Origin of the sequence: Pseudomonas sp. PvP089 (assembly GCF_017875165.1) — a bacterium.
Classification (GTDB): domain Bacteria; phylum Pseudomonadota; class Gammaproteobacteria; order Pseudomonadales; family Pseudomonadaceae; genus Aquipseudomonas; species Aquipseudomonas fortuita.
The window spans coordinates 15,151-27,322 of sequence record NZ_JAGGME010000001.1 but is presented as its reverse complement, the minus strand read 5'-3'; the positions used below and the strand labels follow the sequence as shown (position 1 = coordinate 27,322).

The following is a 12,172-nucleotide window of genomic DNA, read 5'->3' as shown; positions in this document are numbered from 1 at the left end:
ATACGCTGTTGTCGATCTGATGAAGTTCAGGCGATAGAGATCGCCTCCAGCCGTGCACGGAGGTGCCATGCTATCTGTCCTGAAAAACCGCACTTACAGGCACCTGTTCATTGCTCAGGTGATTGCCTTGATCGGCACCGGCCTGGCGACCGTAGCGCTTGGGCTTCTGGCCTATAATCTAGCCGGCGCGCAGGCCGGCGCCGTCTTGGGCACTGCGCTCGCGATCAAGATGGTGGCCTACATTGGCGTGGCGCCGATTGCCGGTGCGTTTGCCGAACACCTACCCAGAAAAGCCATGCTGGTCTCCCTCGACCTGGTCAGGGCAGCCGTGGCGCTGTTACTCCCGTTTGTCACCGAGATCTGGCAGATCTACGTGCTGATTTTCGTGCTGCAGTCTGCATCTGCCGCGTTTACGCCAACGTTCCAGGCCACCATTCCTGACATCCTCCCTGACGAGCGTGAGTACACCCGGGCGCTATCACTTTCGCGCCTGGCTTATGACCTGGAGAGTGTTATTAGCCCGATGCTCGCGGCAGCCCTGTTGACCGTGGTCAGCTTCCACAGCCTGTTCGGTGGCACCGTCGTGGGTTTCCTCGTGTCAGCTGCGATGGTGGTTTCAGCGGTATTGCCGGTAGCCGTTCGCGGGCCCAAGCGGAGCATCTACGAGCGGACGACCAAAGGCCTACGGATCTTCCTGCGTACCCCGCGCCTGCGCGGCCTCCTGGCCTTGAACCTCGCAATTGCTGCAGCCAGCGCGATGGTTATCGTGAATACGGTCGTGTTGGTTCAGGCGAAGCTTGGGCTGGATCAGAGCGCGATGGCCATGGCGTTGATGGCTTTCGGTGGCGGTTCGATGGTGGTGGCCATGCTGCTTCCGCGACTTCTTGAGCGTCTGGACGATCGTAAGGCCATGCTTGCCGGCGGAGCGATCCTGGTGGCTGGTTTGCTGATCGGGGCTTTCGTCTCCAGTTATTCGGCCTTGGTTGTTCTGTGGGTGGTGCTGGGCGCTGGATATTCCCTGGCACAAACGCCGTCGGGGCGGATCTTGCGTCGATCTTCTTCGGCTCAGGATCGACCAGCGCTGTTCGCGGCGCAGTTCGCCTTGTCTCATGCTTGTTGGCTGATTACCTACCCGCTGGCCGGGTGGCTGGGAGCCAGCGTCAGCCTCACTGCTGCGTTCGTTGGCCTAGGTCTACTCGCTGGGTTTGCGTGGACACTGAGCAAATGGATCTGGCATCCCGACCATGAGCACGAGGTTGTGTCGCATCAGCACGACGATCTTTCGGAAGATCATCCTCATGTCGCTGATGGAAAATCTCATGCGCACTCGTTTGTCATTGATGAGCTCCACCGGAAATGGCCACGGCGATAGCGCCCTCCATCCAGGGCGGTGGAGAGTCGCTGGGTCGGTGCTATTTCTTGAGCGCCTTCAGCCGCGCACTGGCTTTCTGTACGGCGGCCATCTTCTCCGGACGTTTCATGCGCTTCCACTTGCGGATTTCATCTTTCGACCGTCCGCAGCTTACACAGAGATCGCCCTTCAACTGACAGAGTGAAATACAAGGGTTCTCGATCTGCGAAGCCATGGATGAGTTACCTGTGGGCGGGATTGTGGCGCGTGAGTGCAGGCCGCCTCAGCGGCCCGCATCCACAGATTAGGCTTGGTGAATTTCGACGGTCAGGTGCCGAATTTCATGAACCGGCAACAGCCGCTCACGAATACTTTCAACACTGGTTGCGGCTTTGCCAACAACGCTGACGATAGCGGCGTGGGCGTCGGGGCCTACGCGCCAAACGTGAAGATCGCAGATGCGGACGTCACCCGGTTGCTCAATGAACTCGCGGATTTCCTGCGCTACGTGATCATCAGTTTTGTCCAGAAGGACGCCGGCAGTCACTTTCATCAGGTTCCAGGACCAGCGCCCGATAACAACGGCGCCGACGATGCCCATCACAGGGTCGAGCCAGACCCATCCAAGGTATTTGCCCGCCAGCAGTGCGACGATCGCAAGGACCGAGGTCAGTGCATCGGCCAGGACATGCACATAGGCCGATTGCAGATTGTTGTCGCCGTGCCCGTGGCCATGATCGTGGTGATGGTGGTGGTCATGCCCGTGATCATGGTTGTGCCCGTGGCCCAGCAGCAACGCACTCACGATGTTCACCAGCAAGCCAACTATCGCGATACCAATCGCGATGCTGAATTGCACTTCATTCGGTTGGAACAAACGGACGATCGACTCAGCACCCACTGCCAGGGCAACGAGTCCCAGGATCAGCGCCGAAGCAAACCCACCCAGATCGCCGACCTTGCCCGTACCAAAACTGAACCCAGAGTTGGTGGCGTGTCGCTTGGCATACGCGTATGCAGCGGCCGCGATGCCGAGCGCACCAGCGTGTGTGGCCATGTGGAAGCCGTCGGCGAGTAGGGCCATCGATCCGGTGATGTAGCCTGCGGCAATCTCACCCACCATCATTACAACGGTCAGCAACACGACCCAGAGCGTGCGCTTCGCATTCTCTTCATGGGAGGCACCGAGAAAAACATGGTCATGGGTGGTTGCCGTCGTGCTCATAGCTTGGATGTCCGAAGTCATTTTGAGTACCGCTGAATGGCTTCCAGGAGTTCTTCTACGCCCTTGCTGCGCTCTTCGTCAGTAAGTGACGGGTGAGCTACGTGCGCCCTGGCGTGATCCTTGATGATTTCGTCCAGCAACCCATTCATCGCTCCACGGGCCGATGCCACCAGTAGCAGGGTCTTGGCGCAGTCCTCTTCTTCCTGAAGGGCTTTTTCAATTGCCTGCACCTGCCCAGCAATGCGTTTGACGCGCTTGAGCAGCGCCTCTTTGTTCGATGCGAGATGGCCCATACCATACTCCCCCTATGTATATTGGCGCGGAGATTGTCATACCCCACCCCCCTATACAAGAGACCAGTAATCAGCAGGCGATTTTTGAGACGAGCGGGATGACTGGCGAACGTATCAACCGTCATCCTGAGGAGCGGTAGATAGAGCCTTCCTTGGCTCTAACCGGGGTATCAGTCGTGAGCGTGGCCATGGCCCGCGCTATCGTTCGACACCTCTGGCTCGGCATCGCCGCATGCGACGAGCAGGCCGAGGAGACCGATTACAGCGAGCGAACGTAGCAGTTTGATGGTCATGTCGTAGGTTCCACAGTGGTGAGATCAAAAAATTGATAGGTCGAGGCTCACTTCTAGTGAGCCTCGACCACGCGTCATTTCTTCAGGTTGAGATAGTCGCCAGTCGTGTTCAGCACAATGGTGACGTTACCCGTGGTACGGTTGCGCCAGAACCAGCCATGGGTGCCGTCGAAGAGCGCAGTCAGCTCACCCTTGTCGCTTTGCACCTGACGACCCTTGCTGTAGCTGTGGAAGTCGCCCTGGGCCGCGTCATAGGTTTCACCGTGGGTGTCGTGGTTGACCGGTCCCGAAGCATTCCACTCATATGCAACGACAGTTCCCTTACGCATTTCGAGCTTGATCTCGCGCCCTTCGCCTGGCTTGAGGGTCAAACTGACCTCGTCGGTTTTTGCCGCTGGCTGCACTGCTTGCTGGGCAGGCTGCACCGCTGCAACTTGTGGAGCCGGAGCGGGAGCAGCCTCGGGAACCGGTGCCGGTATTGCCGGCGCAGGTACAGCGGCTTTCGTAGCGGCCTCATCGGCCAAGGCTTCTTGGGCGAGGGAGATCTTGATCTCGCCCATCTGGGTAAGACCCATGGCTCGGCCCAGACCTGTTGGGTCGACGGCATACTCCGAAGGCATGACCACGGTGACCAGAAGGCCCATCGCGGCAGCGAAGGCGATGGCGGTGGATCGAATGAGCTGACGGCTGCTCGGCAGTTCGTTTGCCGAAGGAAGTGGGGAGTTGAACATGTTCAGAATCCTCAAGCGGTAACAATCAGGCCAGTCAGCTGATAACCCATCAGCAGGAAACCGGCGCTCATCATGGCAACGTTGGCGGTGTAGGCGTGACGCCAGAAACCACCGGTTCTTCTCCAGAAGCCCATCACGATCAGGATGGCGCTCAGCGCGAGCAACTGACCGATCTCAACCCCGACATTGAAAGCAATGAGGTTGGGGATCAGGCCGTCGGCCGAGATTTCGTACTCCTGGATCTTTGTTGCCAGGCCAAAGCCATGCAGCAGGCCGAAGACGAGCGTCGCGGCTTTGGTGTTCGGCTGGTAACCGAACCAGCGCTTGAAGGCCCCCAGGTTGTCCATCGCCTTGTAGACCACCGAGAAACCGATGATCGCGTCGATGATGTAGGAGCTGATGCTGATCTCAGTAAGCACGCCGAACAGCAGCGTGACCGAATGTCCAACGGCGAATAGCGTGACGTAGAGGCCCACGTCCTTGAGGCGGTAGAGGAAGAAGATGACGCCGAACAGGAACAGCAGGTGGTCATAGCCCGTCATCATGTGCTTGGCGCCCATGTAGATGAACGGGATCAGCATGACCCCCGAGCTTTCCTGGATGAATCCCTTGTCGCCTTCCGCTACGGCGTGTGCCAATGCCTCCGGCATGCCGATAAGCAATGACGCGACGAACAGGAACAAGAGGCAGATGGGATGGCGTGCACGCACAGCGAGCAAGCTCCCACCCGTTATCGAGTGTAAACGCATGGATCAATCCTTTTTGCAGTGATCGAGAGCCGCAAAGCGGCCAGGGTCAGGAAGCAAAAGCAGGACGAGGTGGGCGTTCGATTCGGAAGATAGGCGGGTGTGGTACCGAGTTGCCTGACCAGGCCAATGGCATGGACGGGCCGAAGATAGGTGTCAGTTGCGCAGCAGAAGAGAGCTGAGGGGTCTCGTGCTGGTGGTCGGGCGTGAGCGGGGCATGATAGTGGTCAGTGCAATGCGCGCAGCTCCATGAGGCCTCGCCATGGTCATGCCCATGCTTCATGTTCCCTGCTTCTTGGGCAGCGACTTGAGTCGGTACTGCCAACGAATAGGCGTGCCCCGTCCAGGCCAGCATAACGGCCATAGCCAAAGCCACGAGGATGGCTGATGACAGGAAACGACGGGACATTCAGATGCCTATGACGCTGATTCAACAGCAACGTTGCACGTTTGACCTAACCCCCTGGGGGGGATAGCATCGCCAGCGTAATGTATCGCCGACAGAGACTCAAGATATGTCCGATGATCACCAGCACGATGATGAACAGGGCCATGCCCATACTCACCAGAGCCATGAGGCGATCATCAAGCGCCTGAAGCGTGCAGACGGCCATCTGCGCAGCATCATTGCCATGATCGAGGATGGGCGCGAGTGTGTAGACATTGCCCAGCAACTGCATGCGGTTGAAAAGGCCGTCTGCCAGGCCAAGCGCACGCTCATCCAGGACCATATCGACCACTGTCTTGAGGACTCGGTTGCAGCCTTGAGCAAGGGCGATCGATCGGCCCTGGACGAATTCAAGCAAATTACCAAGTACCTGTAGGGCCGTGTTCGAGCTCACCAGCTACCTCGGCCTGTTTCTGGCAGCTTTTGCGGCCGCCACGCTGCTACCCATGCAGTCAGAAGCCGCGCTGGCCGCGATGCTAGTGTCTGAGCTGTACCTGCCCGTGGCGCTTGTCGCGGTGGCTACCGCCGGCAATGTGCTGGGTTCCGTGGTTAACTGGTTTTTGGGTCGAGGCGTCGAGCACTTCAAGCACAAGCGCTGGTTCCCGATTAGGGAGTCCAAGCTGGAGAAGGCACAAGTCTTCTACCAGCGCTATGGATACTGGTCACTGCTATTGAGCTGGGTACCCATTATCGGCGATCCAATTACGTTGGTAGCCGGGGTCATGCGCGAGCCACTTTGGCGGTTCACACTGTTGGTGACCTTGGCCAAGGGTGGGCGGTACTTGCTACTGACTCTTTTGGTACTCGGGAGCATGCCGTGACGTCAGATCCCATCCGTCACAGAGAGCGGCACACGGGCCAGGACCTGATCAAGTGGATCGCCTTGATTACGATGGTGCTCGATCACATGCGGTTGGCCTGGCCGGCTACCAGTAACCTGTTTGTCTTAGGCCGACTGTCCTTTCCTTTGTTCTGTTTGGCGGTGGCCATCAACGTTTCGCGGAACCAGCCTGGTGAGTTGTTTATCCGGAGTAATGGCCGGTATCTCGCCCTTTTGGTGTTGTTTGCGGCGCTATCAGAAGTGCCATACCGGATGGTCAGCACCTCAGGCACATTCAACGTCCTGGTCACGTTGGCGTTGGGTCTGCTGGTCGCTTGGGGAGTGCAGCACCGGACGCTCGAAAGCCTGGTACTGGCCGGCGGGGCGATTCTGGCTGCCTATTTGCTGAGCGAGCCGTTGATGTTCGGCTTTTATGGAGTGTTCGTGCCGGCAGCTCTGGTGCTCGCGATCAAGCGCCCCGAACTTTTCGCGTTACTGCCCGTCGCACTCTGTGCTGCTGCCAACTCTCGAACTGGCCTGTTCGAGCAAGCAGCGCAACTAGAACCATTCGCCATCCTCGCACTGTCGACCGCCGCTCTTGCACCTCTGCTCGGTTTGGCGCTGTTCTGGGCCCCATTGCCGTTCAAGGTCGTGCCTGTCAAACAGTGGAGCTATTGGTTCTACCCCGGCCACCTGGTGGCGCTACTGGGTATTCGCAACTTGCTTTAGCTGCTGGCTTTGCTTCTATGGCTGGCATCCTCAGGGTCAAGAACACCAGCGCTGAAGGACCTGCGGACCGCCTTAGTGACAGTGGCGCTCGCCCGTTTTGTGGTTGGTGTGGCAACCCTTGGAGTCGGTACCGCCGCTATGTGCGAAGGCAGTGACCGAGGAGAACGACAGGACTGCTGCGATCACGAGGTAAACGATTTTCATCAGGCTACTCCATGCTTGGTTTTTGTACGTGGCTTCGGCCACCGGCGAAGATTATGGCTAATTGCCTTCATACGGCAAGCGGCTGCGTCCCCGACGAGGTGTGGTCCAATGAAAGGGGTAATTACGGGCGTCGGGCTGGAGCCCGTGGAATTAAACGCTGCGAGAGTTTTAATTCTCTAAATCCAATCGTCCCGAGTCCCGTATACACCTACAGGCCTCCTAATGAGGCCCAAAGAGTGGTGAACTGGCGCTTGCGCTACAGCGCAGAACCCGATACGGGGAGCTAGTTGAAAAGCTCCAAGAAACGGCTGAAATTGACGGCAGCTATGGCAAGGCCACTCAGTACGATAACTGTCGTGTAGATCGGATGGTCTTTGACGATTTCAATCAACACAACAGGGTGCACCCCGTTCCGCTCGTACCATTTGGATTTCGTCTTCAAGGACTTGTCATGTGTCCGTTCGAAGAAGTTCGCAAACATATCGAGCTTCCTCAAGGTCGATTGATGCATTTTTATGTACTCAGCGTTCACAAAGGCGGCAGCCTCATCAGCGCCCGGCAGCGCGTCTTGGTCGCTGGCATTGTTGAGTTCAGCTAATGCCATGATCCTGCCTTTCCTTCCCTTGCTATCGGCATGCGGGGCATAATTTCTTCCATACAACGCAACCAGCTCACGCGCAAGGTCAACCTTCTTGTCATCCGGCAGCTCTACGGGTTTGCCGCCGAGTACCCGGAAGCGATGCTCAAGCGCAAAGAACCCGAAATTTTCGTCTCGCATATTCCAGTGCAGGAAACGGCAATCCTTGTGCTTATCAAGCCATTGGAAAAAGCCTTTGAGCATCGACTTTTCGAATTTATTGAGCTCTGCTTGCATGCTGGAGAGCTGTTTGCTGAGCTCTGCTTCTTTATGGATGGACCATGATTTGGTCTGGCCGGTTTTTAGGTTTCGTGTGGCGATGGAGGTCACACGTTTCGACTCCCCCGTATCGTTCTGATAAAACGATTCGCAGGAGTAGTGGATTACGTAAACTCGGTTCGCGTCGAGGTAGAGGTCTTCGATTAACGCTCTGCTCCTTTTGCGATCCTTTACCCGATCTAGCTCTGCTCCCACCACCTTCCCCTCAACCCAGTGCAATGTAGGCGAAGCTGGTGATTCTGCCCTCAAATGTGAGTACCCGCTAGATTTACCCCTAGCTTTGCCTTTGACTCTCCCTGAGGGTATACCGCCTGGGGATAACCAGCTTGCTTTGTCTTGGCGGATTGCCCTGCCGATTGACGTGGCCCACATAAGCCGCTTCAAATGCCGTCAGAACGCAGGACCATTCGCTCCCGTCGAGCTGGCTGGTGGGCGTGAGCCAAGAGGCGTATCCTACAAGCGCTTGCTCCGAGACTTGTTGGCCTACAGCCTCCCCTTGGAGACATCTGATAGCCCGCCGCCGAGGCGGGCTTCTTTGCTACCAGATCTGTACAGCAGCGCCTTTGGTTGGCTAGCTGCCCAAGCTAGGCTCTGCCAGAACGCATGCCCATAAGCGGTCTACCTGTCTCCCTAGGCACGCCGGTTATCGACGTACCCAAATCTTTTATCAGGCGCATGGAAAGCAGGCGGAGGTTTGGCGAAATTCGCTTACGCAGTCATTGCTTCGCAGGAATCTGCGCAGGTCATACAGGCCTGTGCGCATTGCTGACAGTGGTCAGCATCTCGGTGCGAAGGCCTGCCCGATCATTTAAGGCTGGAAAATCACTGCTTCTGAATGCTCACGATTTCGCGACGCTTCCCCCCATACGGAACCCAAATTTCACCTTGTCTCCTACGTTCAAGCCCTTCAGCTGTGCAGGCTCAGCTTGGATCCGTCCCTGAAAACGTTATGGAGTCATGAAAATGATTCCTCGACAGATCAGCGCCCAGCCGCGTGCCATCGCCCCGCTGCTACGCAGAACGATGGTGTGAAATTAAGAGGGAGTCAGACGCGGGGAGGACGCCATGGATCGGGGGGGAGAACCTGTCGCTATGCCTACAGCATAGGTATCGGCAGGTCGTGGGTAACCGTCTGGCCAACTCACCCCTCAGCACACAGACCAGCTCGGACAAGAACGGGTGGAAAACAAAGCCTTGCCCGCAGGTATACCCATTGAATAAGCCTGTATCTGACGTAGGTCATGCAGAGCCTGCCAGCGGGTCGCAATCGACGATGGCTTCATTGTATACTTCGGCTCCGCATACCCCTTGAGCTACAGGAACATCAGCATGACTGTACTCCAAACGATCTACTGGCAGCCTACGCCGCCTTAGCGCTACGCCCCCTCGCAACAACCTGCTTCCGCTAGCCTCGCTCGCGGGTGCTCACTGCTGTACGCCTGGTTTTACACCTTAAGCACACAGCAAAAAATCCTCAAAATTTGAATTTGTATCGATTCGCTCGCCACTCCCTTGGCGTGCGCGATGCTTTGCCTTGGATATTTATATGCTGCAAAAACTTAGACAAACGTGGTTTTCCAACGTCCGTGCCGACGTGCTCGCGGGGCTGGTGGTCGCACTCGCGCTGATCCCGGAAGCCATCGCCTTTTCCATCATCGCCGGGGTAGATCCCAAAGTCGGTCTCTACGCCTCCTTCTGTATCTGTGCTGTCATCGCCTTTGTCGGCGGGCGCCCCGGAATGATCTCGGCGGCGACAGGCGCCATGGCACTGCTGATGGTTACGCTGGTAAAAGAGCATGGACTCCAGTACCTGCTGGCCGCGACGCTACTATGTGGCGTACTTCAAATCCTTGCCGGCTACCTGAAGTGCGGATTCCACGCTGACTCGGACACCCATTCCACGCGCATCCGGACAGTGATTCCACGCTGATCCGGACACTCATTCCACGAGCATCCGGACACCGACTCCACGGTCATCCGGACACTTTTCTGGCAGGCAGCCACGCAGGATTTATTCACTACCATCGATCTCTTTTTCGAAGCAGAGAGGTCGTTGTGGAGCGTTTATCCATGCGTAAAATCCGAGAGGTGTTACGCCTCAAGTTCGACTGCGGCCTGTCCGTGCGCAAGATCGCCCGCAGCCTGGGCATTGGCCACAGCAGTGCCGGTGATTACCTCTGCCGTTTTGCCGCCAGCGGCCTCACCTGGCCCTGTTCGTTGTCCGATGCCGAGTTGGAGCAGCAACTGTTCCCGCCGGCCCCGGCGGTTGCCAGTGAGAAGCGGCCTTTACCCGATTGGGCATGGGTGCATGCCGAACTGCGCCGCCCCGGGGTGACCCTGGCGCTGCTCTGGCAGGAGTACCGCCTGAGCCAGCCTCAGGGCTTTCAGTACAGCTGGTTCTGTGAGCACTACCGAGCCTGGCAGGGCAAGTTGGACGTGGTGATGCGTCAGGAGCACCGCGTCGGCGAGAAGCTGTTCGTCGACTATGCCGGCCAGACGGTGCCGGTTATCGATCGCCACAGCGGCGAGATCCGCCAGGCGCAGGTGTTCGTCGCGGTGCTCGGCGCGTCCAGCTACACCTTCGCCGAAGCCACCTGGTCGCAGCAGCTGCCGGACTGGCTAGGCTCCCATGCCCGCTGCTTCGCCTTCCTCGGCGGCGTGCCGGAGATCGTGGTGCCGGACAACCTGCGCAGCGCGGTGAGCAAGAGTCACCGCTACGAGCCGGACATCAACCCGAGCTACCGCGATCTGGCCGAGCACTATGGCGTGGCGGTGGTGCCGGCGCGGGCACGCAAACCGCGCGACAAGGCCAAGGCCGAAGTCGGCGTGCAGGTGGTCGAGCGTTGGATCCTCGCCGCACTGAGGAATCGGCAGTTCTTCTCCCTGGATGAACTCAACACGGCCATCGCCGGGCTGCTGGAGCGGCTCAACCAACGCCCGTTCAAGAAGCTGCCGGGCTCCCGGCAGTCGGCCTTCGACAGCCTGGATCGTCCGGCGCTGCGCCCCCTGCCGGAGCAACCCTACGTCTACGCCGAGTGGAAGAAGGCGCGGGTGCACATCGACTACCACGTCGAGGTCGATGGGCATTACTACTCGGTGCCGTATCAACTGGTGAAGAAGCAGCTGGAGGTGCGCCTGACGGCGCGCACCGTCGAGTTTTTCCACGCCAACCAGCGAGTGGCCAGCCACCTGCGCTCAATGCACAAGGGCAGGCACAGCACGCAGGCCGAGCACATGCCCAAGAGCCATCGCGAGCATGCCGAGTGGACGCCGCAACGGCTGATCCGCTGGGCCGAGCAGACCGGGCCGAACACCGCCGGCGTGATCCGGCACATCCTCGAACGGCGCATCCATCCGCAGCAGGGCTACCGGGCCTGCCTGGGCATCCTGCGCCTGGGTAAAACCCACGGTGAGGCGCGTCTGGAGTTGGCCTGCCGTCGCGCCATCAGCCTCGGCACGTGCAGCTACAAGAGCCTCGAATCGATCCTGCGCCAGGGGCTGGAAAACCTGCCGCTAGCTCAAACCAACCTGCCGCTACTACCGGACGACCACGCCAACCTGCGCGGATCCGCCTACTACCACTGACCCCAAGGAATCCCACCATGCTGCCCCATCCGACCCTGGACAAGCTGCAAACCCTGCGCCTGCACGGCATGCTCAAGGCGCTGAATGAACAACTGAAAACCCCGGACATCGACAGCCTGAGCTTCGAAGAACGCCTCGGCCTGCTGGTCGACCGCGAGCTGACCGAACGCGATGACAAGCGCCTGAGCAGCCGCCTGCGCCAGGCCCGGCTCAAGCACAACGCCTGCCTCGAAGACATCGACTACCGCAGCCCGCGCGGACTGGATAAGGCGCTGATCCTGCAACTGAGCAGTGGTCAGTGGCTGCGCGACGGCCTCAACCTGATCATCGGCGGCCCCACCGGTGTCGGTAAAACCTGGCTGGCCTGCGCCCTGGCCCACCAGGCCTGCCGGGAGGGCTACAGCGTGCGCTACCTGCGCCTGCCACGTTTGCTGGAAGAACTGGGTCTGGCCCATGGCGACGGCCGCTTCGCCAAGCTGATGAGCAGCTACGCCAAGACCGACCTGCTGATCCTCGACGACTGGGGCCTGGCCCCGTTCACCGGCGAGCAACGGCGCGACATGCTGGAGCTACTGGACGACCGTTACGGCCAGCGCTCGACCATCGTCACCAGCCAGATGCCGGTGGACAACTGGCACGAACTGATCGGCGATCCGACCCTGGCCGATGCCATCCTCGACCGCCTGGTGCACAACGCTTATCGGATCAATCTGAAGGGTGAATCAATGCGCAAACGGACGCAGAAATTGACGACGCCAGCCAACCCGGACTAACAATGCCACCCCTGCGTCGCTGCGCTCCGACTGCCTGTCCGAATGAGCGTGGAACAGG

General features: G+C 58.8%; 15 protein-coding genes. 7 read left to right on the top strand and 8 right to left on the bottom strand.

From position 1 onward, the window contains the following. Positions 1-67 precede the first annotated feature (67 nt). Positions 68-1,372 (top strand): MFS transporter, encoded by a 1,305-nt coding sequence (locus J3A71_RS00135; protein WP_012316911.1) that lies wholly within the window; start codon positions 68-70, stop codon positions 1,370-1,372. 40 nt (positions 1,373-1,412) lie between these two features. On the opposite strand, the gene J3A71_RS00130 is transcribed toward J3A71_RS00135, so the two are convergent. The 6 genes from J3A71_RS00130 to J3A71_RS00110 form a co-directional block, all read right to left on the bottom strand. Further along, positions 1,413-1,586 (bottom strand): DUF1289 domain-containing protein, encoded by a 174-nt coding sequence (locus tag J3A71_RS00130; RefSeq protein WP_012316912.1) that lies wholly within the window; start codon positions 1,584-1,586, stop codon positions 1,413-1,415. A gap of 69 nt (positions 1,587-1,655) precedes the next feature. Then, entirely contained in the window at positions 1,656-2,597 is a 942-nt protein-coding gene (dmeF, locus tag J3A71_RS00125; RefSeq protein ID WP_012316913.1) for a CDF family Co(II)/Ni(II) efflux transporter DmeF, read from the bottom strand. Then, entirely contained in the window at positions 2,594-2,869 is a 276-nt protein-coding gene (locus J3A71_RS00120) for a metal/formaldehyde-sensitive transcriptional repressor (RefSeq protein ID WP_012316914.1), read from the bottom strand. Before J3A71_RS00120 ends, dmeF begins: the two co-directional genes overlap by 4 nt. Before the next feature lie 170 nt (positions 2,870-3,039). Beyond that, positions 3,040-3,162 (bottom strand): hypothetical protein, encoded by a 123-nt coding sequence (locus tag J3A71_RS31650; protein ID WP_016489889.1) that lies wholly within the window; start codon positions 3,160-3,162, stop codon positions 3,040-3,042. A 74-nt stretch (positions 3,163-3,236) separates the two neighbouring features. Then, complete coding sequence (locus tag J3A71_RS00115; protein ID WP_012316915.1) at positions 3,237-3,893, bottom strand: hypothetical protein; 657 nt, start codon at positions 3,891-3,893, stop codon at positions 3,237-3,239. 11 nt (positions 3,894-3,904) lie between these two features. Next, a complete protein-coding gene (locus J3A71_RS00110) occupies positions 3,905-4,642 on the bottom strand; it encodes a HupE/UreJ family protein (RefSeq protein WP_012316916.1) in 738 nt (245 codons plus the stop codon). Positions 4,643-5,154: 512 nt separating this feature from the next. Between J3A71_RS00110 and J3A71_RS00105 the strand changes: the two genes are divergently transcribed. From J3A71_RS00105 to J3A71_RS00095, 3 genes are read left to right on the top strand one after another with little or no spacing between them, the layout of a single operon-like run. Continuing rightward, positions 5,155-5,463 carry a metal-sensing transcriptional repressor gene (locus J3A71_RS00105; RefSeq protein WP_012316917.1) on the top strand — a complete coding sequence of 103 codons (309 nt, stop codon included), beginning with the start codon at positions 5,155-5,157 and terminating at the stop codon, positions 5,461-5,463. A 4-nt stretch (positions 5,464-5,467) separates the two neighbouring features. Beyond that, positions 5,468-5,908 carry a YqaA family protein gene (locus tag J3A71_RS00100; protein WP_012316918.1) on the top strand — a complete coding sequence of 147 codons (441 nt, stop codon included), beginning with the start codon at positions 5,468-5,470 and terminating at the stop codon, positions 5,906-5,908. After that, complete coding sequence (locus J3A71_RS00095; RefSeq protein WP_012316919.1) at positions 5,905-6,636, top strand: TraX family protein; 732 nt, start codon at positions 5,905-5,907, stop codon at positions 6,634-6,636. Before J3A71_RS00100 ends, J3A71_RS00095 begins: the two co-directional genes overlap by 4 nt. A gap of 72 nt (positions 6,637-6,708) precedes the next feature. Here the strand turns inward: J3A71_RS00095 and J3A71_RS00090 are convergent, their stop codons facing one another. Both J3A71_RS00090 and J3A71_RS00085 read right to left on the bottom strand, forming a co-directional pair. Next, the gene (locus J3A71_RS00090) at positions 6,709-6,840 is read right to left on the bottom strand and encodes a YHYH domain-containing protein (protein ID WP_016489890.1); all 132 of its coding nucleotides are present in this window, start codon (positions 6,838-6,840) and stop codon (positions 6,709-6,711) included. A 283-nt stretch (positions 6,841-7,123) separates the two neighbouring features. Beyond that, positions 7,124-7,807 (bottom strand): hypothetical protein, encoded by a 684-nt coding sequence (locus tag J3A71_RS00085; protein ID WP_177336881.1) that lies wholly within the window; start codon positions 7,805-7,807, stop codon positions 7,124-7,126. A 1,495-nt stretch (positions 7,808-9,302) separates the two neighbouring features. Here J3A71_RS00085 and J3A71_RS00075 point away from each other — a divergent pair. From J3A71_RS00075 to istB, 3 genes are all read left to right on the top strand, one after another. Then, positions 9,303-9,686 (top strand): SulP family inorganic anion transporter, encoded by a 384-nt coding sequence (locus J3A71_RS00075; RefSeq protein WP_348635372.1) that lies wholly within the window; start codon positions 9,303-9,305, stop codon positions 9,684-9,686. A gap of 140 nt (positions 9,687-9,826) precedes the next feature. Then, on the top strand, positions 9,827-11,341 hold the full coding sequence (istA, locus tag J3A71_RS00070) for an IS21-like element ISPpu7 family transposase (RefSeq protein WP_019437638.1): 1,515 nt from the start codon (positions 9,827-9,829) through the stop codon (positions 11,339-11,341). Positions 11,342-11,358: 17 nt separating this feature from the next. Next, positions 11,359-12,114 (top strand): IS21-like element ISPpu7 family helper ATPase IstB, encoded by a 756-nt coding sequence (gene istB, locus J3A71_RS00065; RefSeq protein ID WP_019437637.1) that lies wholly within the window; start codon positions 11,359-11,361, stop codon positions 12,112-12,114. Positions 12,115-12,172: the final 58 nt, after the last annotated feature.

Bases quoted from the DNA above. Each gene is read 5' to 3' on its own strand.
- J3A71_RS00135 (WP_012316911.1), top strand. From the start codon at position 68: ATGCTATCTGTCCTGAAAAACCGCACTTACAGGCACCTGTTCATTGCT.
- J3A71_RS00130 (WP_012316912.1), bottom strand. From the start codon at position 1,586: ATGGCTTCGCAGATCGAGAACCCTTGTATTTCACTCTGTCAGTTGAAG.
- dmeF (WP_012316913.1), bottom strand. From the start codon at position 2,597: ATGACTTCGGACATCCAAGCTATGAGCACGACGGCAACCACCCATGAC.
- J3A71_RS00120 (WP_012316914.1), bottom strand. From the start codon at position 2,869: ATGGGCCATCTCGCATCGAACAAAGAGGCGCTGCTCAAGCGCGTCAAA.
- J3A71_RS31650 (WP_016489889.1), bottom strand. From the start codon at position 3,162: ATGACCATCAAACTGCTACGTTCGCTCGCTGTAATCGGTCTCCTCGGC.
- J3A71_RS00115 (WP_012316915.1), bottom strand. From the start codon at position 3,893: ATGTTCAACTCCCCACTTCCTTCGGCAAACGAACTGCCGAGCAGCCGT.
- J3A71_RS00110 (WP_012316916.1), bottom strand. From the start codon at position 4,642: ATGCGTTTACACTCGATAACGGGTGGGAGCTTGCTCGCTGTGCGTGCA.
- J3A71_RS00105 (WP_012316917.1), top strand. From the start codon at position 5,155: ATGTCCGATGATCACCAGCACGATGATGAACAGGGCCATGCCCATACT.
- J3A71_RS00090 (WP_016489890.1), bottom strand. From the start codon at position 6,840: ATGAAAATCGTTTACCTCGTGATCGCAGCAGTCCTGTCGTTCTCCTCG.
- J3A71_RS00075 (WP_348635372.1), top strand. From the start codon at position 9,303: ATGCTGCAAAAACTTAGACAAACGTGGTTTTCCAACGTCCGTGCCGAC.
- istA (WP_019437638.1), top strand. From the start codon at position 9,827: ATGCGTAAAATCCGAGAGGTGTTACGCCTCAAGTTCGACTGCGGCCTG.
- istB (WP_019437637.1), top strand. From the start codon at position 11,359: ATGCTGCCCCATCCGACCCTGGACAAGCTGCAAACCCTGCGCCTGCAC.